This window comes from Roseivirga sp. UBA1976 (genome assembly GCF_002336325.1).
Lineage (GTDB): Bacteria > Bacteroidota > Bacteroidia > Cytophagales > Cyclobacteriaceae > Roseivirga > Roseivirga thermotolerans.
Map to the genome: position 1 here is coordinate 1 of NZ_DDDQ01000167.1, position 21,145 is coordinate 21,145.

25 protein-coding genes are annotated in these 21,145 nt (G+C 44.2%); 20 read left to right on the forward strand and 5 right to left on the reverse strand.

What is annotated here, in order from left to right; translation table 11 throughout:
• Positions 1 to 1,297 (forward strand): chaperonin GroEL (groL, locus tag B3763_RS17410; protein ID WP_286748139.1); only part of this gene is annotated, 1,297 nt, incomplete at its 5' end.
• A 341-nt stretch (positions 1,298 to 1,638) separates the two neighbouring features.
• Here groL and B3763_RS17415 read toward each other — a convergent pair.
• Positions 1,639 to 2,430, reverse strand: a complete 792-nt coding sequence (locus B3763_RS17415) for a hypothetical protein (RefSeq protein ID WP_286748140.1) — start codon at positions 2,428 to 2,430, stop codon at positions 1,639 to 1,641.
• Between the two features lie 296 nt (positions 2,431 to 2,726).
• Between B3763_RS17415 and B3763_RS17420 the strand changes: the two genes are divergently transcribed.
• From B3763_RS17420 to B3763_RS17480, 13 genes are all read left to right on the forward strand, one after another.
• A complete protein-coding gene (locus tag B3763_RS17420) occupies positions 2,727 to 3,311 on the forward strand; it encodes a Crp/Fnr family transcriptional regulator (protein WP_286748141.1) in 585 nt (194 codons plus the stop codon).
• A gap of 99 nt (positions 3,312 to 3,410) precedes the next feature.
• Complete coding sequence (locus B3763_RS17425) at positions 3,411 to 3,764, forward strand: nuclear transport factor 2 family protein (protein WP_286748142.1); 354 nt, start codon at positions 3,411 to 3,413, stop codon at positions 3,762 to 3,764.
• 11 nt (positions 3,765 to 3,775) lie between these two features.
• On the forward strand, positions 3,776 to 4,372 hold the full coding sequence (locus B3763_RS17430) for a YceI family protein (RefSeq protein WP_286748143.1): 597 nt from the start codon (positions 3,776 to 3,778) through the stop codon (positions 4,370 to 4,372).
• 215 nt (positions 4,373 to 4,587) lie between these two features.
• On the forward strand, positions 4,588 to 5,040 hold the full coding sequence (locus B3763_RS17435) for a MarR family winged helix-turn-helix transcriptional regulator (RefSeq protein WP_286748144.1): 453 nt from the start codon (positions 4,588 to 4,590) through the stop codon (positions 5,038 to 5,040).
• Positions 5,041 to 5,070: 30 nt separating this feature from the next.
• Positions 5,071 to 5,742 carry a hypothetical protein gene (locus B3763_RS17440; protein WP_286748161.1) on the forward strand — a complete coding sequence of 224 codons (672 nt, stop codon included), beginning with the start codon at positions 5,071 to 5,073 and terminating at the stop codon, positions 5,740 to 5,742.
• Between the two features lie 7 nt (positions 5,743 to 5,749).
• Positions 5,750 to 6,925, forward strand: coding sequence for a thiolase family protein (locus tag B3763_RS17445; RefSeq protein WP_286748163.1), 1,176 nt, complete (start codon positions 5,750 to 5,752; stop codon positions 6,923 to 6,925).
• Between the two features lie 6 nt (positions 6,926 to 6,931).
• Entirely contained in the window at positions 6,932 to 7,366 is a 435-nt protein-coding gene (locus tag B3763_RS17450; RefSeq protein WP_286748165.1) for a PaaI family thioesterase, read from the forward strand.
• 91 nt (positions 7,367 to 7,457) lie between these two features.
• Positions 7,458 to 8,180, forward strand: a complete 723-nt coding sequence (locus B3763_RS17455) for a PIG-L deacetylase family protein (RefSeq protein WP_286748167.1) — start codon at positions 7,458 to 7,460, stop codon at positions 8,178 to 8,180.
• 276 nt (positions 8,181 to 8,456) lie between these two features.
• A complete protein-coding gene (locus B3763_RS17460) occupies positions 8,457 to 9,014 on the forward strand; it encodes a sigma-70 family RNA polymerase sigma factor (protein ID WP_286748170.1) in 558 nt (185 codons plus the stop codon).
• 16 nt (positions 9,015 to 9,030) lie between these two features.
• The gene (locus tag B3763_RS17465) at positions 9,031 to 9,675 is read left to right on the forward strand and encodes a DUF998 domain-containing protein (protein ID WP_286748172.1); all 645 of its coding nucleotides are present in this window, start codon (positions 9,031 to 9,033) and stop codon (positions 9,673 to 9,675) included.
• Entirely contained in the window at positions 9,665 to 10,123 is a 459-nt protein-coding gene (locus tag B3763_RS17470) for a RidA family protein (protein ID WP_286748173.1), read from the forward strand. The genes B3763_RS17465 and B3763_RS17470 overlap by 11 nt, the downstream gene beginning before the upstream one ends.
• 6 nt (positions 10,124 to 10,129) lie before the next feature.
• Complete coding sequence (locus B3763_RS17475; RefSeq protein WP_286748174.1) at positions 10,130 to 10,585, forward strand: DoxX family protein; 456 nt, start codon at positions 10,130 to 10,132, stop codon at positions 10,583 to 10,585.
• The gene (locus B3763_RS17480) at positions 10,582 to 11,436 is read left to right on the forward strand and encodes a sigma-70 family RNA polymerase sigma factor (protein ID WP_286748175.1); all 855 of its coding nucleotides are present in this window, start codon (positions 10,582 to 10,584) and stop codon (positions 11,434 to 11,436) included. The genes B3763_RS17475 and B3763_RS17480 overlap by 4 nt, the downstream gene beginning before the upstream one ends.
• 143 nt (positions 11,437 to 11,579) lie before the next feature.
• Here the strand turns inward: B3763_RS17480 and B3763_RS17485 are convergent, their stop codons facing one another.
• The 4 genes from B3763_RS17485 to B3763_RS17500 all read right to left on the reverse strand — a co-directional run bounded on the left by B3763_RS17485 (position 11,580) and on the right by B3763_RS17500 (position 15,664).
• A complete protein-coding gene (locus B3763_RS17485; protein ID WP_286748176.1) occupies positions 11,580 to 13,835 on the reverse strand; it encodes a xanthine dehydrogenase family protein molybdopterin-binding subunit in 2,256 nt (751 codons plus the stop codon).
• Between the two features lie 10 nt (positions 13,836 to 13,845).
• Complete coding sequence (locus B3763_RS17490; RefSeq protein ID WP_286748177.1) at positions 13,846 to 14,301, reverse strand: (2Fe-2S)-binding protein; 456 nt, start codon at positions 14,299 to 14,301, stop codon at positions 13,846 to 13,848.
• Between the two features lie 222 nt (positions 14,302 to 14,523).
• A complete protein-coding gene (locus B3763_RS17495) occupies positions 14,524 to 15,420 on the reverse strand; it encodes a helix-turn-helix domain-containing protein (protein ID WP_286748178.1) in 897 nt (298 codons plus the stop codon).
• A 49-nt stretch (positions 15,421 to 15,469) separates the two neighbouring features.
• Entirely contained in the window at positions 15,470 to 15,664 is a 195-nt protein-coding gene (locus tag B3763_RS17500; RefSeq protein ID WP_286748179.1) for a hypothetical protein, read from the reverse strand.
• 212 nt (positions 15,665 to 15,876) lie between these two features.
• Between B3763_RS17500 and B3763_RS17505 the strand changes: the two genes are divergently transcribed.
• The 6 genes from B3763_RS17505 to B3763_RS17530 form a co-directional block, all read left to right on the forward strand.
• Complete coding sequence (locus tag B3763_RS17505) at positions 15,877 to 16,338, forward strand: carboxymuconolactone decarboxylase family protein (protein ID WP_286748180.1); 462 nt, start codon at positions 15,877 to 15,879, stop codon at positions 16,336 to 16,338.
• Positions 16,339 to 16,553: 215 nt separating this feature from the next.
• Entirely contained in the window at positions 16,554 to 17,132 is a 579-nt protein-coding gene (locus B3763_RS17510; RefSeq protein WP_189629882.1) for a hypothetical protein, read from the forward strand.
• Positions 17,133 to 17,142: 10 nt separating this feature from the next.
• Positions 17,143 to 18,579, forward strand: a complete 1,437-nt coding sequence (locus B3763_RS17515) for a flotillin family protein (RefSeq protein WP_286748181.1) — start codon at positions 17,143 to 17,145, stop codon at positions 18,577 to 18,579.
• Positions 18,580 to 18,823: 244 nt separating this feature from the next.
• Positions 18,824 to 19,294 carry a GNAT family N-acetyltransferase gene (locus B3763_RS17520; protein WP_286748182.1) on the forward strand — a complete coding sequence of 157 codons (471 nt, stop codon included), beginning with the start codon at positions 18,824 to 18,826 and terminating at the stop codon, positions 19,292 to 19,294.
• A 45-nt stretch (positions 19,295 to 19,339) separates the two neighbouring features.
• Positions 19,340 to 20,350, forward strand: coding sequence for a hypothetical protein (locus tag B3763_RS17525; protein WP_286748183.1), 1,011 nt, complete (start codon positions 19,340 to 19,342; stop codon positions 20,348 to 20,350).
• A 59-nt stretch (positions 20,351 to 20,409) separates the two neighbouring features.
• The coding region (locus tag B3763_RS17530; protein ID WP_286748184.1) for an AMP-binding protein at positions 20,410 to 21,145 on the forward strand (736 nt) is incomplete at its 3' end.

Sequence of the window (21,145 nt, forward strand, 5' to 3'; positions counted from 1 at the left end):
GGATCTTAAAAGAGGTATCGACAAAGCCGTTGCTACTGTAGTATCTGAGCTAAAAGCCCAGTCTAAAGAAATAAAAGACTCTAAAGAGATCAAACAAGTAGGTACTATCTCTGCCAACAACGATGAGGAAATCGGTCAAATGATTGCCGATGCCATGGAAAAAGTTGGTAAAGATGGTGTAATCACTGTTGAAGAAGCAAGAGGTACTGAAACTGAAGTAAAAACAGTGGAAGGTATGCAATTCGACAGAGGTTATCTTTCTCCATACTTTGTGACTAACACAGAGAAAATGGAAGCTGAGTTGGAGAACCCATACATCTTGATCTACGACAAGAAGATTTCTTCAATGAAAGAATTGCTTCCTGTGCTTGAGCCCGTAGCCCAGTCAGGCAAGCCATTGTTGATCATTGCAGAAGATGTAGACGGTGAAGCTCTTGCTACCCTTGTTGTAAACAAAATCAGAGGTTCACTGAAAATTGCTGCCGTGAAAGCTCCAGGCTTTGGCGACAGAAGAAAAGCGATGTTGGAAGACATTGCCGTTCTAACCGGTGGTACTGTAATTTCTGAAGAAAGAGGTTACAAGCTGGAAAACGCTACCATTGAGTACCTTGGTACTGCAGAGAAAGTGAACATCGACAAAGACAACACCACTATTGTAAATGGTGCTGGCGATCCTGCTCACATCGAAGCCAGAGTTAAAGAAATCCAGACTCAGATCGAAAACACTACTTCTGACTACGACAGAGAGAAATTGCAAGAAAGACTTGCTAAGCTTTCTGGTGGTGTGGCTATACTTTACATTGGTGCCGCTACTGAGGTAGAAATGAAGGAGAAGAAAGACAGAGTAGACGATGCATTGCACGCTACCAGAGCTGCCGTACAAGAAGGTGTGGTTGCCGGTGGTGGTGTAGCTTTGATTAGAGCTGCTGCTGCTTTGGATAAAGTAAAAGTGGATAACGAAGATCAAGCTACTGGTGTAAACATCATCAGAATGGCTGTAGAAGCTCCGTTGAGAACTATCGTGGCCAACGCTGGTGGCGAAGGCTCTGTAGTAGTAAACGAAGTGAAAAATGGTAAGGCTGACTACGGTTACAACGCCAGAGAAGATAAATACGAAAACCTTATTGCTGCCGGTGTAATCGATCCTACAAAAGTTACCCGCCTGGCCCTTGAGAACGCTGCTTCTATTGCTTCTCTCCTATTGACTACCGAGTGTGTGGTAGCAGAGGAGCCAGAAAAAGAAGGAGCTGCTCCAATGCCTCCAATGGGTGGCGGAGGAATGGGCGGCATGATGTAATCGCCTGTTAGTACTTAGATATTAGTACATAGAATAAATAGATAAAAGCCTCGGTACAATTGCCGGGGCTTTTTCGTTTTATCTGTCCCATCCTGATAAGTTGACACAAAGTCGACAATTACTTTATATACATCTTTGAGGGATACATGTAACGAGAGTAAATAGCACAAGACAAGTTATAATTTTATAGGGTTACTCATTTAGATCGCATTTGTTAGATCCGGTATACAAGCCACAAGCTGTGTCCTCACAGTGTCTTTTAACAACCATTTGTGAAGACACAAATAGAAGCAAGGTTCAGAAATCCACTTCTTGAGACTTAAGTGGGTAACCCTATAATTTTAATAAAACCATTCGGTAAGAAATATACCGGGCTTAACCTCTTTGTATATCCTTGTTCTTGTCGTACTGTCTTGATTAAAGAAGTAACCAAAGGCATAACTTCTGCCCCTGTAAAAATTCACAAAACCTCCCTCCTCTGTGGTCATAAAACTTAAGTTGTATTTACTCACTATTCTCAGTACGACATCAAGTTCTGTGGGGCTGGAGTCTAAATATTCGAAAAGTGAAGGATCTAAATCTCTAATATTCCGTACTTGCAACCTCACTCGCCAGTTACTATCAAGGACTTGTATATTTTCACCCTCTTCAATAATTAACTTATTAAGTTCAAACCTGGCCTTCTCACTCTCCTCTACTCCAATATATACTTTACCAAAAAAACCCGGCTTATAATCTTCAGACCTTAGCCAAAGTTCCAGGCCTTGTCCATTAATTGTGTTGGAAATCCGATCTAGTCTTTCATACCTACTCTGAACAAAGAGCAGCACGGTGCTTATCCCCGACTCTTCATAAAACTCCAAAGCACCTGTATCAAAAAACTCCTTCTCTCGTTTCTCATCGATATACGGAAATACAATTATTTCCAAAACCAAATAAACGACAACTAAGAGAACTAATAAGCCTAAAATGAGATATTTAAACCACCCCTTGTCTCTGAGTGATCTGAACCGAATCTTTTGATATTCCTTGGATACATTGAGTTTGCCGGCCTTATGAGGTACTTGCTTCCGGAACTTCTTGATCCGTTCAAAAGATTTTTTTGGTTTACGTTTATAAACATCCTTACGCATTCCAAAACCCATGTACCCCATAGCAATCAACTGATTTATGGATTAGAAGTTAACCATTTACGGTTTACAAACGGATAAAGAATAGGTATTTAATTTGAACTAAATACTTCTGATGCTGAATTATGGAATAGGATTACTTAAAGCATAGAGAAGTAAACAGACCACTTGAGCGTCAAGCTAAGTCTTCACAGCGTACTTCATTTGTGAAGACACAATTGGTAGCAAAAATGTTAAAACTCAGGCCTTGAGACTTAAGTGGGTAACCCTATAATGAAAACAGAATAATCGACAAGCAAATGGATATTGCCCCATTGATAGATTACATGCAAAAGTTTGTAGAACTAGAGCCGCAAGAGGTAGAAATCATTCAAAAACACACCTCCTTAAGAAATTATCTCAAAGGACAGTTTGTGGTGCAACAAGGCGATGTATGCCGACACGAAAGTTTTGTGGTTGAAGGCTGTCTGCGCACATTCTATGTTGATGAAAAAGGCCAGGAGCATACCGTTATGTTTGCCATTGAAAACTGGTGGACAGCCGACCTCGGGAGCTTTCTCACACAAACTCCTGCACACTATAACGTGCAATGCCTTGAAAACACAAAGGTTATTCAATTTTCCCATACCAACCTCGAAAACCTATACTTGCAGGTTCCTAAAATGGAACGTTTCTTTCGAATCATCTTGCAGCGTGCCTATGTGGCCTCCGAAAGGCGCTTAGTAAGGAGCTATAGTCTCACAGCCAAAGGGCGTTACCTCAAATTCAGACAAGACTACCCCCTCATTGAGCAGCGTGTACCTCAATACATGATTGCCAGTTACCTGGGCATTACCAAAGAATTTTTGAGTAAAATCAGGAATCAGCTCATTCTGGAACAGTAAGACTTAGATTAAACTAGTTTAACCTTCTTTTCTAATCTAGTTTAATGCCTTGTCATGCCCCCGGGCAGAACTTTGTTGCCTAACAAAATCAATAAAATTATGGCAACATTACTAGATAAAATCAGCGATTTAAACGACCTGGTACTCCAAGGCAAAGCCATGGAAGCCTTTGAGAAATACTACCACGAAGACGTGGTAATGCAAGAAAATGACCTTCCTCCCACGGTGGGCAAAGCAGCCAACAGAACAAGAGAAGAAGAGTTCTTTGCCAACATTACTGAGTTTAGAGGGGCTAAACCCCTTAAGGTAACGGTGGGTGAAGGAGTGAGCATGGTAGAATGGCACTACGACTATACCCACAAAGAATGGGGCGTAAGAAACTATACCCAGGTTTCTGTTCAGGAGTGGAAAGATGGACAGATTATTAGAGAAAAATTCTATTACGCCAACTAAACCCACTACTTATGAAAAGAAGAATAAAACTACTTTTGATTGCACAGTGCCTTGTAGCGATTCAATATACCCAGGCACAAACTACGGAATGGCAGATAGACCCTACCCATTCTTCCATTGGCTTTTCCATTGACCATCTGGTAATATCAGAAACCGTGGGCCAATTCGATAGCTATACCGCATCGATAAGAGCCGACAAAGAAGATTTTACAGATGCCAAATTTGAGGTGGTCATTCAAACGAAGAGTATTAATACGGCCAACGAAGAGCGCGACAACCACCTGAGAAGCGAAGACTTCTTTAATGCCGCACAATTCCCTACCATAACCTTTAAAGGCGAAAAGTTTGAGAAAGTAAATCAAAATAAATACAAGGTTAGTGGATGGCTCACTATGCATGGCATTACCAAAAAAGTAGTCTTTGAAGGACAGTTTGGTGGTATTGTGGCCGACCCATGGGGAGGCACACGTGCAGGACTTAAGCTCTGGGGCGAAATTGACCGATACGATTACGGACTAAAATACAATTCGTTTCTTGAGGCAGGAGGGCTTTCGATTGGCAGAGAGGTGCGCATAGAATGTCGAATAGAGCTCATCAAGAAAACCTGAGCAGCCAAGGCACAAACAGGAAACTTGTTGTTGTCTAATCCAAAAGGGTGCAGAAAACTCAAGAGCACGGCTCATGCTTTTGGTTTCTGCACCCTTGCTCTACTCATAAGCCGGGCATAAACCTGGTGAAACGCCCCCATCTATTCTGACTTAACAATCAGAGATTTCTATCACAACATACATGCATATACAACTATTTGTTATAACTTTGCGCCATGAGCAATTCGGCATTACCAAATTTTGAAACCATACAGCCCCACCTTTGCCTGAATTCCAAAGTAAGGAGACTTCACAAGCTTATGGATGCTATCTATCAACAGGAGTTGGCGCAGTTTGGTCTTAAAGGCAGTATGCTCTCTATTCTGTTTGTCATTGGAAAAAAACCGGGCATTAGCCAGCGCCAAATTGCAGATTATCTGGTCTTAGACCAGTCAACCATAAGCAGAGACATTAAGAAACTCCTTGGTAACGGATGGATTAGCCTACAAAAAAGTGAGGACGATCCACGGGCCAGCGAGCTCTCTATCAGCGAATCGGGCCTGAATCTACTGGAAAAGATAGCACCGGTCTGGTCTAAAGTGCATGAAAAGATGGCAGCCCACTTGGGCAACTATCAAATTCAGGCACTAGACGGAATCATTGAATCTGTAAAGAAATTCAATTCTTAAATTTTTATATAAATACTTGTATATACATCTATGGAAACACCAACTTACCTCCAAATCGGATTTGTTCTAATTACCGTAGTAACGGTATTTCTATTTCTCAAATCCGTAGCTTTTAAGCGTCCTGCAATCCTTATAGTTTTAGTACTCCTTGCGGTGCAGTCAATTCTTTCACTATCCGGTTTCTTTCTGGCAACCGACTCTCTGCCACCTCGGTTTCTGGCGGTGCTACTACCCAGCGTTATAGCCGTAATTCTGGCCTTTACTACCCAGCGGGGTAAAACCGTGTTAGACGCTGTAAATCCGGAAACCTATACCTACCTCTTTACCATACGGGTAGCCGTTGAGTTTGTAATTCTGGGCCTGGTTATACACAAGGCCATGCCGGAGTCTATGTCGTTCGAAGGTCGAAATTTTGATATACTGTCAGGTCTATCTGCGCCTTTCATTGCTTATTATGGTTTCCGCAAAAAACGGATAGGCACAAAAGTACTGATGGCATGGAATATTGTAGCCCTTTTGTTGGTCATACAGGTAGTAACTACCGGAATACTTTCTATCCCTTCCCCCATACAACAACTCTCGTTCGATCAACCCAACCTGGCAGTACTTTACTTTCCCTATGTGCTGCTTCCCGGCATTGTAGTTCCAATAGTAATTTTTGGTCATCTGGCCATTCTCAGAAAGCTCACCAGGTCAAAATAAGTCATATATGCTACCGGAAGTATTCATCATAGAAGCCAAGCGAACACCCATTGGGGGTTTTCTGGGGGCTTTGTCGGCAATGACAGCTATAGATTTAGGGGCTGAAGTGACCAACTCGTTATTCCACTCACAGGCCGAACTCAAACAACAGGTACAAAGCCTTTTTATGGGCAATGTACTCTCTGCCAATCTGGGGCAGGCTCCTGCACGGCAAGTAGCATTGGCTTCCGGATTGCCACAAACTACCCGCACTACAACCATCAATAAGGTATGTGCTTCCGGCATGAAGGCCATACACCTGGCAGCTCAGGAAATTCAGTTGGGCATAAGTCAACTCGTGGTAGCAGTTGGGGCCGAAAGCATGAGCAATGTACCGTTCTATGCTCCCTTACGCTCCGGCCACAAGTTTGGCCACTTCTCTTTTACTGACGGTCTTTTAAAAGATGGGTTGACAGACGCCTACCATGGCTACCACATGGGGAATGCGGCAGAAACAACAGTAAGAAAGTATGGCATTAGCCGTCCTGCTCAGGATAGATACGCCATAGCATCATACCAAAAAGCTCTAAGTGCTACAAAGTCGGGAAAGTTCAACCGGGAAATTGTAGCTATTGATCCAATTCCCGGAAAGGGTAAAGACCCTGTGACCAGCGATGAAGATATCTTTAAACTTAAAGAAGAAAAAGTAGCTCAGTTGCGAGCTACGTTCGAAGAAAATGGCACCATTACCGCTGCCAATGCCAGTAACCTTAATGATGGTGCTGCAGCTTTGCTTCTGGCTTCTGCCCAAGTGGTAGAGGAGTATGGACTAAAACCTATTGGTAAACTCGTGGCTTATGCCGATGCCGAGCAAGCACCTGAAGATTTTTCCACAAGCCCTGCCCTGGCCATTCAACAGATACTGACACAAAAACAACTCTCCATTGGCGATATCGACTTTTTTGAGATTAATGAAGCTTATGCTTCTGTTGTTTTAGCTAACGCCCAAATTCTAGACATCCCGGAGCGTAAAATTAACCGGTATGGAGGAGCGATAGCTCTCGGCCATCCATTGGGAGCCTCAGGGGCCCGAATAGCCACCACCCTCCTCTCGGTTTTAAAGCAAGAGGCTGGCCACCGGGGCATAGCCGCCATTTGCAACGGTGGAGGCGGTGCCTCAGCCATTTTAATAGAAACCCTATAGATAAATATGAACAAAGCACTTGAATTTTTGCGCCAACAGGTAGGCCAGAAAGCCCAAAACTCACCATCACCGTTAATGCGGTGGTTCAATCCTACCCTATTGCATGTGGCAGAAGGAGAAGCCCATTTTCAGTACCTGATAAGAGCCGAAATGACCAACCCAATGGGCATATTGCACGGAGGCATGTCGGCCGCCATTATAGACGATGTAATCGGCTGTGCTGTATTCTCACTGGGCGAGCCGGAGTTTTACAATACACTCAGCAACACTATTGAATATATGAGTGCGGCCGCAGTAAATGACCACATTATTGCAGAAGCCATTATAGACAAGAAAGGTAATCAGCTTATTCACGCCCAATGTGTTCTCTGGAACGAGCAGCGAAGCAGAGCCATTACCAAAGGACGTTCTATACTCTTAAAAACCTCACAAAAAAAATAGAAGAAAGACTCGGCAGGTATGCATCATTTTAAAACATGTTCGTCTGATACGGCAAAAGAAAGCATTAATGGTCACGACAAAACCAATTAAAATGAAGATACTCTATATTTTTCCTCATCCCGATGACGAATCTTTTGGTCCGGCTGGAGCCATACACCAACAGGTTTCCGGAGGCCATGAGGTGCACTTACTTACACTCACTAAGGGAGGCGCCACTCAGGTACGCCATGAACTAGGACTCAACGTAGACCAAATGGGCGAAGTGAGGTATAAAGAAATGCTCAAGGTTAAAGAGAGTCTAAAGCTAAGCTCCATGGAGGTACTCGATTATCCAGACAGCGGGCTTAAAGAACTTGACCCAAGGATTTTGGAGAAAGAAGTGAGCCGTTACATAGAAAAAATTGAGCCTCATGTGGTAGTTACCTACCCGGTACATGGTGCCAGCGGCTTTCACGATCATATTGTGACTCATGCCGTGGTAAAACGAGTCTTCTTACAAATGCGTGATAGAGGGGCTCATTACTTAAAGCGTCTGGCCTTTTTCACCATGCCAGACTCCGGTGAACCCACCTTTATGAGTAATGGCTGGCCCCGGCTTAAGCTAACTGAAGAGGCACTGATTGATGTAGTTGTACCACTAGCCAATGAAGACGTGGAGGCCATGAAAAATGCCCTCCTTTGTTACGATACCTATCAGGAAATGGTAGAAAAAACCGGGGTAATAGAAAAAATTGGAAGGAAGGTAAATTTCGAATTGGCCTTTGAAGACTTTAGCCCTCCTCTTACAGACATTACTGCACAGGTTAAAAACTAAACTCATTCCAGATACCTAAGTATTTATATCAATTGTACATCAGCTACCTCAAAATAGGTGATGAAAAACATGAAACAAACGCCATCCCCATGAAACATAAAACCGTTAAAACCAGTCAAAACTCATGCTGCTCTTCGGCTTCTCCAAAGAGCAAGCAATCACCGTCCGAACCCTGCTGTGCTCCGCCAAAAGACGGAAGCCCATGTTGCGATCCGGTTCAAAGTCGTTCTAAAAATCAGGCACATTTTGCCTGCTGTTAGTTCAAAAAACCATACTATGGCAAAGAATCAAGAGAATTTGCTTAATACCAGTGCTCTGGCACACTCGCTATATTCAGACATACTGCGCTTTGTAAAAAGCAAGGTGAATCAGACAGAAGACGCAGAAGACCTCACACAAGAGGTCTTCTGTAAAATTGCAGAAAGCAACCTGGAAGAGATTAGCCATGTGAAAGCCTGGATTTATACCGTTGCCCGAAACACTGTGATTGATTATTACAGAAGCAAGAAGCACATCACCAGTCCATTACCGGAAAACGAACTGCCAGATTTTCCGGTGGAAGCCGATGAGGCCTCTTTCGATCACCTGAACCGATGCATCAGACCATTTATGGAGCAGTTACCGACCGATCTTCGAAACATCATGGTCTGGTCAGAATTAGAGGGCAAGCCACAAAAAACAATTGCCGAACAACTGGGAATGAACTACGTGACGCTCAGATCCAAGATACAACGCGGCAGAAAGAAGCTCGGAAAAATGATCAGCCAATGTTGTCAGGCGGGAGTCCCTCAAAAAATCACTGAAATTTCAACACCGTCCAGTTGCCAATGTTAAACCATGTGTACCTTCCATGAAAAAGTATGCGCTTGCAGGGCTTTTTGCTCCACTGCTCTTCTTAGTCACTTACCTAACTCTTTCGACCTTAAGGCCTGAATACAGCCACCTGACCAAAGCCATTAGTGAATTGGGCGATGTAGACGCTCCCTATAAATGGTGGTGGAACATTTTTGGTTATGGCCTCACCGGCCTGCTTATAGCCCTGTTTGCCCTTGGACTTTACCGGCACATAAAAGGACAAAGTACTGCCAAAATAGTATTGGTGAGTCTAGCTCTTTCCGGTATACTGATGACCTTTTCCGGTATTTTTCCGGGCGATTTTGAAGAGCGTTCCTCAGCTACCATGCTACTGCACACTGTGGGTAGTATAGGTAGCTTTATTGCTTTTATGATTGCCGCCTTCACCCTGCCCATTGTTTTAAAAAAGCATTACTACTGGAAAAAGGCCACTGGCCCATCGCTGGCACTGGCCTGGCTCTCCATACTCAGCGGTTTTCTTAGAAGTGGCGATATGCCCGGCCTGGGACAGCGCCTAGGGTTTACATTTTATTTTTTATGGATAGCCTATCTGGCTATAAAAGCATTGAAAGCCCCTCTTCCGGGTGAACCAAATGCTATAGAAAATCATTCACAACAAAACTCTACTAATGAACTTTAACGAAATTGCTCTATCCAAAGGCTTTGAATTGCTTCAACCCTCTACCCCGGGAGGCGCCTATCAATCGGTGAATATCCGTGGAAACATAATATACCTTGCCATTCAATTTCCTATTAAAGATGGGGAATACCTTTTTCAGGGAAGGCTGGGCAAAGAGCTTTCTACAGCAGATGGTTATAAAGCGATACAACTGGCCGCCCTCAACGCTGTTTCGCAGCTTCATTATAAAGTGGGCATAGACAGACTGGAAGGTATCAACCACATAGACGCATACTTTCAGGCTTCTGAAACTTGGGATGATGGTCCTAAAGTTGTGGATGGTGCTTCTGAATTGTTACTAACTCTGCTGGGAACAAAAGGAACTCACTCAAGAGCCATTTTTGGAGTACATCACTTGCCCAGGAATTTCTCTGTGGGCCTAACACTAACCGCAACCCTAAATCGCTAGGCTCCTATGATTCCACTTATCGTGCTATTAGGGTCGTTTCTACTGCTCGCCCTCGGGTTAAAAAGGGTAAAGAATAATTGGAGACTCCGCACCTCCGGCCGGTGGGCCATGGCTGCCATGCTTGTCTTTTCGGCCATAGGCCATTTTCTTTTTCCCTCGGGAATGGCCCAAATGATTCCTGACTTTTTACCGGCCAGAAAGCTGTTGGTTTACCTTACCGGTGCACTTGAGGTTGTATTTGCTCTGGGCCTTTTAAGCCGAAAATATGCTAAAACTACCGGCTGGTTGCTTATTGCCTTTTTGCTTCTGGTATTGCCGGCCAACATAAACGCAGCCATGCAAGGGTTAAACTATCAAACCGGAGCATTGGATGGTCCCGGAATAAACTACCTATGGTTCAGAATTCCGCTTCAACTCTTTTTTATTGTTTGGATTTACCTTTCGGCCTGCAAAAGCAAATGAACAACTATCAGCAATTACTCTTTCCCTATGCATATAACATTTTGGGTTCTGTAGAAGATGCCAAAGATGCCATTCAAGATGTGGTTACTAAGCTCAGTAGTGCCCGGGGGCAATATCCTGATAGTAAAAACTATCTTATAAAATCGGTGATTAACCGTTCCATCAACATCAAGGAACAAAAGCTTAAAAATGAACAGCTTAACAATCAGTTGCCCGAACCTTATGTGTTGGCTTCAGCCGAAGAAACAGTAAATAATCAACAGGTTTTGTCGTATGCCATGCTTACGCTACTCAACCACCTCACGGCTAAAGAAAGGGCTGTATTCATACTGAAAGAAGCTTTTGGCTATAAGCATGAAGAAACGGCTGAGCTTTTGGGGCAAAGTACTGAAAACACTCGACAGCTCTTAAGCAGGGCTAAAAAGAAACTCTCCGGCCTGAGGCAAAAACATGCCGTTAAACCTGTGAAACTACCGGGAACGGAGGCCATTCTGGCCCATTACCTCACCGCCATTCGAAACAAAGACCTGAAAGCATTGGAGCAGGTACTCAAAGAAGACATAGGATTCAGGGCCGATGGTGGTTCCGGACTTAAAGTTCTGGCCCGGGTGGCTCAAGGTGCGCAAGAGGTGGCGCAACTGCTGTTTACGGTCTATGAACGATTTCTCAAAGAGTGCACCATTACTCCAACCGTAGTCAATCACTTTCCTGCCCTTCTCTATTGGACCCCTTCTAACCTAAAACTTTGCCAGGTATTTGAAATCAATAGGTTTGGGCAGATTGAGCACCTTTACCATGTTCTCGACCCTGAAAAACTTAGCAACCTTCGTTTAGCTGTGCAAGAGCCTTAGCGTGAGGACAAAATAAGAGGGCATCTCAAAAGTATTAAAACTCGTCAATCTGAACTTGTTTACCGACAGACAGGCAAGTTTAGGGCAAGGCTGACCTGGCTTTTGAAACACCCTCTTTCGATTGCTGAACTATCAAGTAGAAATTAACCCAAGGAAATCTGCTGTTGTACCATGTAAGGTTGATTGTAATGTCTTTTACCTGTGGCCTTGTACAGGGCATTGGCAACCGCAGCAAACACAGGCGGAAAGGGAGGTTCTCCCAGGCCTGTAGGTGCAATATCATTTTTAACAAAATGCACATCAATAGTTTCAGGAGCTTCGCTATGCCGAATCATTCGGTACCTATTAAAGTTATTCTGTTCAGTTGCCCCGTTGTTGAAGGTTAAATAACTGTAAAGTGAATGACCTATGCCATCTACTACGGCTCCTTCAACCATATTAGTGGCCGCCAATGGGTTTATTACGATTCCGCAGTCTACCGCACAAGTTACCTTCTTAACTCTCGGTTCGCCTCCTTCCATTTCTACATCGAGTACGTGAGCTACATAGCTATTATGACAGAAATAGGCAGAAACACCTCGCGATACTCCTTCTTCCGGCTGATCCCAATTAGACTTTTCCCTAACCAGCTCCAATACCCCTGCATACCGATCGGCCTCATAGTCGTTTCTATCGCCAACAGGGTTTTCTCTAGCCCTTTTTAATAATTCTAACCTAAACTCAATGGGATCTTTACCTGCCGCTTCAGCTACTTCGTCTAAAAACGACTGCTCTGCACCGGCAATAAAATTAGACCGCGGAGCCCGGAAAGCTCCCACCGTTATGTTCGAATCGATTTGCCACGATTCCGCCAGATAGTTTTCCACTGCTCCGGCAGGAAACCTGTTGGCATGTAGCGGACTCTCAGGAATACCTCCGGCCTTGGCATGAAAGGCAATGAGGTTATTGTTTTCATCCAAGGCAGCTCTGTAGGTGGCATGGTAAGACGGACGATAAATTCCATTGGTCATATCGTCTTCCCGGGTATACACCAGTTTTACGGGGGCCTTCATGTGTCGGGAAATTAAAGCAGCTTCTACTACATAATGGTCATAGGCCCTTCTGCCAAAACCACCTCCCATTCGGGTCATCTTAATATCTACTTTTTCCAATGGTACGCCCAGGCGATTGGCCACAGCCTGTTCAGCAAATTCAGGAGCTTGCAACGGACCTGCCAGATGAACCATATCATCGGTAACACGGGCGAAAAAATTCATCGGTTCCATGGCATTGTGCGCCAAAAAAGGTGCAGTATAGGTACGCTCAATTACCTTCGCAGCTTTTTTGAATGCCGCCTCCGGATTACCATCTCTCCTTTCTATTCTGCCGGGCCTGGCAGCCATTTGCTGCATGAGTCTGTAATGATCTGTACTGTTTTCGAGACCCGCAGGAACGGTAACCTGTTGGGTTCCTCCAAACCCAGCGGTGGTAATCTGTGTAGCCGGACTCTGTTCCCACTCCACTCTCACTGCCTTTTTGGCCTGCATTACTTCCCATGTGGTATTTCCAACCACTACCACTGTTTCAGTAAAAGCATCGGTGCTAAAGTACCCTCTGGGCTCATCGTTGGGAAAAGAAGTAATGGTAAATACCTCTTTAATTCCGCTCATCTGTTTGGCAGTGGTGGCATCAAAAGATTTCAATCGCATACCAAAGGCTGGCGGGTGTATAATCATGGCTATGAGCATGCCTTCCTCTTCGTAGTCTATCCCAAACATGGGCTTACCGGTCACAATATCTTTTCCTCTTACATTTTTTCGAGCTGTACCCACCAGTGTAAGCTCAGATGGTTTTTTGAGTTCGAGCGTTTCGGGTATTTCTATACCCACCGCCAGAGAAGCCATTTCGCCATAGCCTGCAGAGTTTCCACTGGCCACATGAGAAAGCACTCCTTCTTTGGTTGTAATATCGCTTGCAGAAACGCCCCATTGTTTTGCAGCAGCCTCTTTTAACATATACTTAGCTGCGGCTCCGGCTTCTCTTAGCCCGTTTACCCATCCCTGCCTTACGGACTGACTACCTCCGGCAAACTGTCTTGTAAATACATCGGTATTAAACTTGGCCTGTTCTACAATTACTTTATTCCAATCTACATCCAGTTCTTCGCCAATAATCATTGGTAGTGAGGTGGTTACATTTTGGCCGAACTCCGGATTAGGAGCCATAATAGTTACCAGTCCATTATCTCCAATTTTTAAAAACCCGTTCAGTTCAAACCACTCCTCAGGCAAGCCCAGGGCCTCCTCACGTTTAGAGTTGCAGCTAACCAACCAGCTAAAACTGATCATCAAGCCTCCTCCGGCCAATGCTGAAGATTTCAAAAAATTTCTGCGGCTTAGTTTCGATTCTTTTCTACTCATCTTTTTGGCATTAAAGGGTTGCTGCTTTTTTTACGGCCTGTTTTATTCTTAGGTAGGTACCACAACGGCACAGATTACCATTGAGAGAAGAAGCAATTTGCTCATCGGTAGGGTTTGGGTTGGCCTCTAGCAGAGCTGCGGCACTCATCATTTGTCCCGGCTGACAATAACCACATTGGGCCACATCTAATTCAACCCAGGCTTTTTGTACCGGGTGATCTCCATTTTCAGAAAGTCCCTCAATGGTTGTGATTGGCTGATTACCAATTGCCGAGACGGGTATGGAACACGAACGAACGGCCGTTCCATTGAGGTGCACTGTGCAAGCTCCGCACTGAGCAATTCCACAGCCGTATTTGGTTCCTTTTAAACTGAGGTGGTCACGCAACACCCATAGCAATGGGGTATTTGGGTCTACGTCTACCGCTCGGTTTTCGCCATTAATTTGTAATTGAAAACTAGCCATATATAATTCTTATGATGGTTTTAAGATGCAGTATACCTTCATTAAGGTAATTAAACTTAAGCATTTCAAACAGGCACTTACGAAAATCAAACAGTATCGATGAAGGATTGATTTTTCAGGACAAACATCAACCTGAAGTCTACGAAAAATAGCCTGCAACTATTTATGGGTTCTAAGAAACGACAATCAATAAGCTGACAACCCAGCCAGACCATCAAAAACTTACGAGTTTCTAAACTTCAATGGGCTTAACTCCTGATGCTTTTTAAAGGAGTTATTGAAGTGAGTCACTTCCTTGAAGCCTAGTGAATAGGAAATTTCGGAAACCGACCATGAGGTTTGCTTTAGCAGCACCCTTGCCTCTTGCATAATGCGCTCGGTAATGAGCTGCGTGGTGGTTTTCTCCGTGGTTTCTTTGACGGCCCGGTTGAGATGATTTACATGCACATTCAGTTGCCTGGCAAACTCAGAGGCAGAGCGCATGGCCACATACTGATTGGGCTCATCGAGCGGAAACTGTCTCTCTAAAAGCTCCATAAAAAGCATGGCAATTCTTCGGGAAGCGTTTACAGGCCGCGCATCTAACTGTTCCGATGGCTGGAGTTTGAGCGCATAATGGAGTAGCTCAAAAATCTGATTTCGCACCAGATCGTATTTGTATTTATACTCCGAATTAAACTCCTCCTCCATTCTATTGAATACAGCCCGTACCTCAGCCGCCTGAGCCTCTGAGAGCTCGAACACATGTGTGCCATTGGGTTGGTACACCTCGTAGTCCTGAAAATGCCCGAATTGGTGAAAAAAATCGGCACTAAAGATGCAATAGGTGCATTCTTCCATGGGTTCAATATGCTCCCATTTGTAAGGAATCTTGGGGTTAGAGAAAGACAATGCATAGTTTTTCACCTCAAAAACCTTATCGGCATAGTGTACCCTACTATGCCCTTTCATGAGCAGCACCTTATAGAAATCGCGCCTCCTGTAAGGCACGCTTTCAAAACCACAAAAGTCCGGTTTTAACCTAAAAAGATTGAAGTGCCCAATGTCTTTCCTAATTTGCTCAGGCACCCACTGAAACTTTCTTTTGTAAAACTCTTCTAACGATTCCGCACTTTTCATGACTAGAAATTTATAATATTCAAACCATTCTGACCAACTGCTGAGCATCTCATTTCTCTTTTTGGAGGATAGTTCTAAAACTGTAAATCAAGCTCAGGTTCCAACCGAAAGTCTTGTAGCCAATTGAGACATTCCCATTGAAATGAATTGGGCCAACACCTCCCTCTTTGGTTTGACTCATTGAGAGGCTAACAAAGCCCATGAGAAAAAACACCATGAGCATCCGGTCTTTGACGAGTTTCATTTTAGCAGCCTTTGGCCTACAAAACTCTAGGTTCTGTTGCCCACCTGTCTAACAAAGTTCAAAGCAAAACTTACGAATTTCAAACAGCCCGCTTTGTAAAAGCAGAAAGAGGCATTCTGGCTAACAGGAAAGTCTTCCAATCAGCCCCTACAATTTTTATAAGTATTGTCACACTTTCTGCTCCTCAACTGTAGTAATGAAAAAACATAATCATGAAAGCAAGAATAGCACAAAACGAAATCGACAATTCCATTTTTGCCGGCCTTATTAAAACAGATAGCATTCTGTACAAGTCTGGTATTGATCACAAACTGCTGGAGCTCATAAAGCTAAGAGTTGCCCAGATAAACAGTTGTGCCTACTGCCTGGACATGCACTATAAAGAAGCCGAACATTTGGGAGAAACACCACAAAGGCTCTATTCGCTATCGGCCTGGAGGGAAACCCCATACTACTCCGAACTGGAACAAGCCGTGTTGGCCTACACCGAAGCTATCACCAATGTAAATCGGGCACATTTTGAGCCTGAATTAATGGCTGCCCTGGAGAAGTACTTTAACAAAGATCAAATTGCCCTGATTACTCTGGCCATTTCCCAAATCAATACCTGGACACGCCTGAACATTGCTTTTGGTACTGTACCAGGAGGCTATGTAGTTGGTCAATATGCCTAAAATTTACATTCCGGAAGTTGCTCTGCTGCCAGGCTGCTCTATCCCTCTTCTAGCCTGCGGCACGAGCAGCTCCGGTTGGCTAAATCTCAGATAGCAATCCTACTTTTTTTTAACCCGTTCATTCGCCACTCGGCAAAATTATACACCCATGACCTGATTTATTTGGATTGGAATACTAAAAAACCATATTTTAATTCTACCAAATTTTTCCTTGCATGTCGAACTTATCAGAATGGTGGAATGCATTAGATACAATCCACAAAATTTACTGGGGCCTGGCAATTCCCTTCACCCTCATTTTCCTTATCCAAATGGTACTCACTTTTATTGGCGGAGAAATCGAGGTAGACGGGGATGCCGACTTTGATGTTGAAAGCGACAGTGGAGCAGGCTTCCAATTTTTTACCCTAAAGAACTTTATAGGCTTCTTTACTATCTTTTCCTGGTCAGGCATTGCCTCGCTCGATTCCGGTTATAGCATTGCAACCACCCTCATCGTATCGACCATTGCAGGGCTTTTAATGATGACCCTAATGGCTAGTCTCTTCTATTTCTTTAGTAAACTAACAGATAGTGGCACCCTCAATATCAATAACGCCAAAGGGGCTGTGGCCGAAGTTTACATGCGCATACACGGCAGTCGTGGCAATATTGGTAAAGTACTTGTAAAAGTGCAGGGCTCTCTAAGAGAGTTAGAAGCCATAACCGATGACCCTGAAGACTTACCCACCGGAGCGGTGGTTAATGTAAAAGAGGTCATAAATGACAATATTCTTCTCGTCTCTAAACACTAATTCAACACATATGAATGAATCATTTATCATCATTATTGCCGTTGCGGTAATCTTCGTATTCGTAATGCTCATCGGCATCTTCAGGAGGTACAAAAGGTGCCCCTCCGATAGAGTATTGGTAGTCTATGGAAAAGTTGGCGGACAAAAAGGAAGCGAATCAGGTCGTTCCGCCAAGTGTATTCATGGAGGTGCCGCCTTTATCTGGCCAATTATTCAGGATTACTCCTTTTTAGACCTGACCCCTATCTCCATAGAAGTAAACCTGACCAACGCCTTGAGCCGTCAGAACATTCGAGTGGATGTACCCTCTCGGTTTACAGTGGGTATTTCTACCGAAGAAGGCATAATGAACAATGCTGCCGAAAGACTTTTGGGTCTTTCTCAACAAAATATTCATGACCTCGCCAAAGACATCATTTTTGGTCAGCTAAGGTTGGTAGTAGCCACAATGGATATTGAGGAAATTAACAGCAACAGAGATAAATTTCTGGCCAATGTAGCCTCTAATGTTGAGGCCGAATTGAAAAAAATCGGTCTTAAACTTATCAACGTAAACGTGACCGACATTAAAGATGAGTCGGGCTATATTGAAGCACTTGGTAAAGAGGCTGCTGCCAAAGCCATTAACGATGCCATTAAAAGTGTAGCCGAAAAAGACAGAGACGGGCAAATTGGGCAGGCCAATGCCTTACAAGACCAACGCACCCAAGTAGCCGCAGCCAATGCCAAAGCCGTAGAAGGTGAAAACCTGGCTAAAATTAAAGTAGCTCAATCCGATGCCTCCCGTATTGAAAAAGAAGCAGAAGCAAAGAGGATTTCTACCGCAGCTGAGAAAGTACAGGCTGCAAAAGCCCTGGAAGAGGCCTATGCGGCAGAAAAAGAAGCCGAAATTGCTCGTGCCCAACGCGACAAGTCTACTCAAACAGCCGATGTGGTGGTACCTGCCGAAATAGACAAGCAACGGGTAGAAATTGCGGCTGAAGCAGAAGCAGAAATGATTAGAAGAAAAGCCAAAGGTGAAGCTGACGCTATATTGTACATGAAGCAAGCCGAAGCAAAAGGTATTTACGAAGTACTCACCAAACAGGCTCAAGGTCTTGAGCAGATAGTGAAAGCAGCCGGAAATGACTCCAAAAATGCTGTTCTGCTGTTGGTGGCCGATAAATTACCGGAGCTTGTTCGCTTGCAAACTGAAGCCATTAAAAACATTAAGATTGATAAAATCACTGTGTGGGACAATGGCAGCGGCAATGGCCCTGAAAACAAAACGTCTACCGCTAATTTTATCTCAGGCCTGTATAAATCCGTACCTCCACTACAAGAAATGTTCAATATGGCGGGTATGGAACTCCCTGAATACCTGAAAGGTAAGTCGACCGATGAGATTCAGGAAATGGCCGAAAAAGTAAAGGGTGAGACCAAACCAGATAAAAGCAAAGGGCAATAGCCTTTTGACAAGATAAACGCCTTAGCCCCCTTCGGTGACTGATGGTTACCGAAGGGGTATTTATTTTATAGGATTACTTATGTAAGAAGCATGACGCATATTTCAACACCTCACCACCATTTATCTCTTTGTAAATGGCTTCTATAAGGTGCTGTAAAGACACCGTTTGTAGTTCAAGTGGTCTATACGGCTTTGTGCTCTAAATGAGTAACCCTTTTTTTATACCAATTACCAAAACAAGCTCATGGCTCCTTCTCTTACCCAAACGAATTCTTCTCACCCTCACTTTGTAGCGTTGGTTAAACTGCTCGATCAGGAGTTGGCCGAACGCGATGGTGATGAACATGCTTTTTATGCCCGGTTCAACAGCATAGATTCCTTAAAGCACTGTCTGGTGGCCTACCTTAGTCATCAACCCGTAGCATGTGGAGCCTTTAAGGCCCATAGTTCCCCATGCACAGTTGAAATAAAACGGATGTATGTAGCCGAAGAACACCGTGGTAAAGGAATTGCCGGGCTTGTATTAAAAGGTCTGGAAGACTGGGCGCACAACCTGGGCTTTACTTCAGCAATACTAGAAACGGGCAAAAGGCAACATGAAGCGGTTGCACTCTATACTAAAAACGGGTATGGCCGAATACCCAACTACGGACAATACGAAGGAGTGACCAACAGCCTGTGCTTCCGCAAAGAACTATCTTCCTCTTTAAAATAATTTTACCTTAACAGCAGTATGTAAAGCCTTTGCTACATTGCAACCATGTTGCATAAGAATGCCAAAATTATTCCGGCCATTGCTACCATTGCCATGTGCTTGTTCATGCAGTCTTGTGCATCTTTATTCAACAGCCGCTACAGTACCGTAACCATTGAGACTTCAGAACCCGCCAATTTTATTATAGATGAAGACACACTCATTAACAAAATGCCGGGGCCATTTACAACCGTATTCGAAAACACCACACAACCACTTTCCATTGGCTTCTTCAATGAGCAGCACCAAACCAGAATCTCTATTCTACCGGTAAGGTCTAAACTGTACTACCTGAATCTGTTTTCGCCATACGCTCTAGGCTTTCTGGTAGATGAACTAAACACTAAAAAGTGGGAGTACCCAAGGCGTGTATATGTCGATTTGGCCGGAGGGTTCTACACTCCCTACCTACCGGCCGACAGTGCCCTGCTCATCAGTCGGCCTAATCGCATCGCGCTAACCCCTCTGTCGCCAGTTGGAGGGCAGCATCCGGGCCTGGAAGTTTCCTACCAGCACATGCTTTCTATAAAGCACTCTTTGCAGTTTACCTACAAGCACTTTATTCCCTTTAATAGCGAACTTGCCAGAAAAGCCAGTGGTTTTGCGGCTACAACAGAAGTAAAACGCTTTTACAGAAACACGCGAAACAGCCGGTTTTACCTTAGTCTGGGTTATGAATACCTGAACAAAACGAGCGAAGCCAGCCTTTCATTCACCCAACCTGATAGTCAGGGCGATATTGTGGTGTGGCAGCTCACACAAATTAAAAAGCAGTTTCACTCCCTTACACCCCGCTGGGGTATAGAGTATAGCCTTGGCAAACGGCTGATACTCGATGGGTTTGCTGGCTTTGGAGCCCGTATTAGAAATGTAGAGCACATAAACCCTCCTGAAAATCTGGAGCACTTTAATGCCCAATGGGAATGGATCAACTACAACTTTGCTTCGAACAGACAGGTAAAAAACCAGTGGGCGCTGAATCTTGATCTGAACCTGAAAATTGCCTGGCTTTTCTAAAGCTGGCATCCTCACATTATCATATTTTCATTATATTCCATTTGCCAAACTCTTGACTTATGACGCGCAGATTTTCCTCGCCACTGGAGGCTTTTAACCATTGGGTTGAGAGCATTCCCAATGAAGTATTCCTGAGACAACCCGTTAACAGGAAGTTTGTTGAATTCACGTTTGCCGAAAGTAATGACCAGATTCTCCGCATGGTCTCTGCCCTACACAATCTGGGCATTCAGCCCGGTGACCACGTGGCTTTGCTTTCCAAAAACTGTGCTCATTGGATTATGGCCGACCTCGCCATAATGGCGGCAGGCTGTATTTCAATACCCATTTACCCCACACTTGGTGCCGAATCCATTCACGAAATTCTCGATCATAGTGAGTCGAAAGCAATCATTGTTGGTAAACTGGACGATTATGCCAGTCAAAAAGCCGGAATCCCCGACATATTGACTATTGGCATTGAAATGTACGGCACTATGGAGCATCATACCTGGGAGCGGCTTATTGCTCAGCACGAACCAAGTACCACTGTACATGAACAAACTAGCGATGAACTAATGACCATTATGTATACCTCAGGAACCACCGGCCAGCCTAAAGGAGTTATGCATACGGTTGGAGCTTTTGCACAGCTCATCAACACGGCCATCGATGTCATTCACTTACCGGAGCGTCCCAGGCACTTTTCGTACCTGCCTATGACTCATATAGCCGAGAGAGCCGGCATAGAGCTGTCGTCTGTTTTTCGTGGGGCCATTGTAAGCTTCCCCGAATCGCTCGAAACATTCGCTGAAG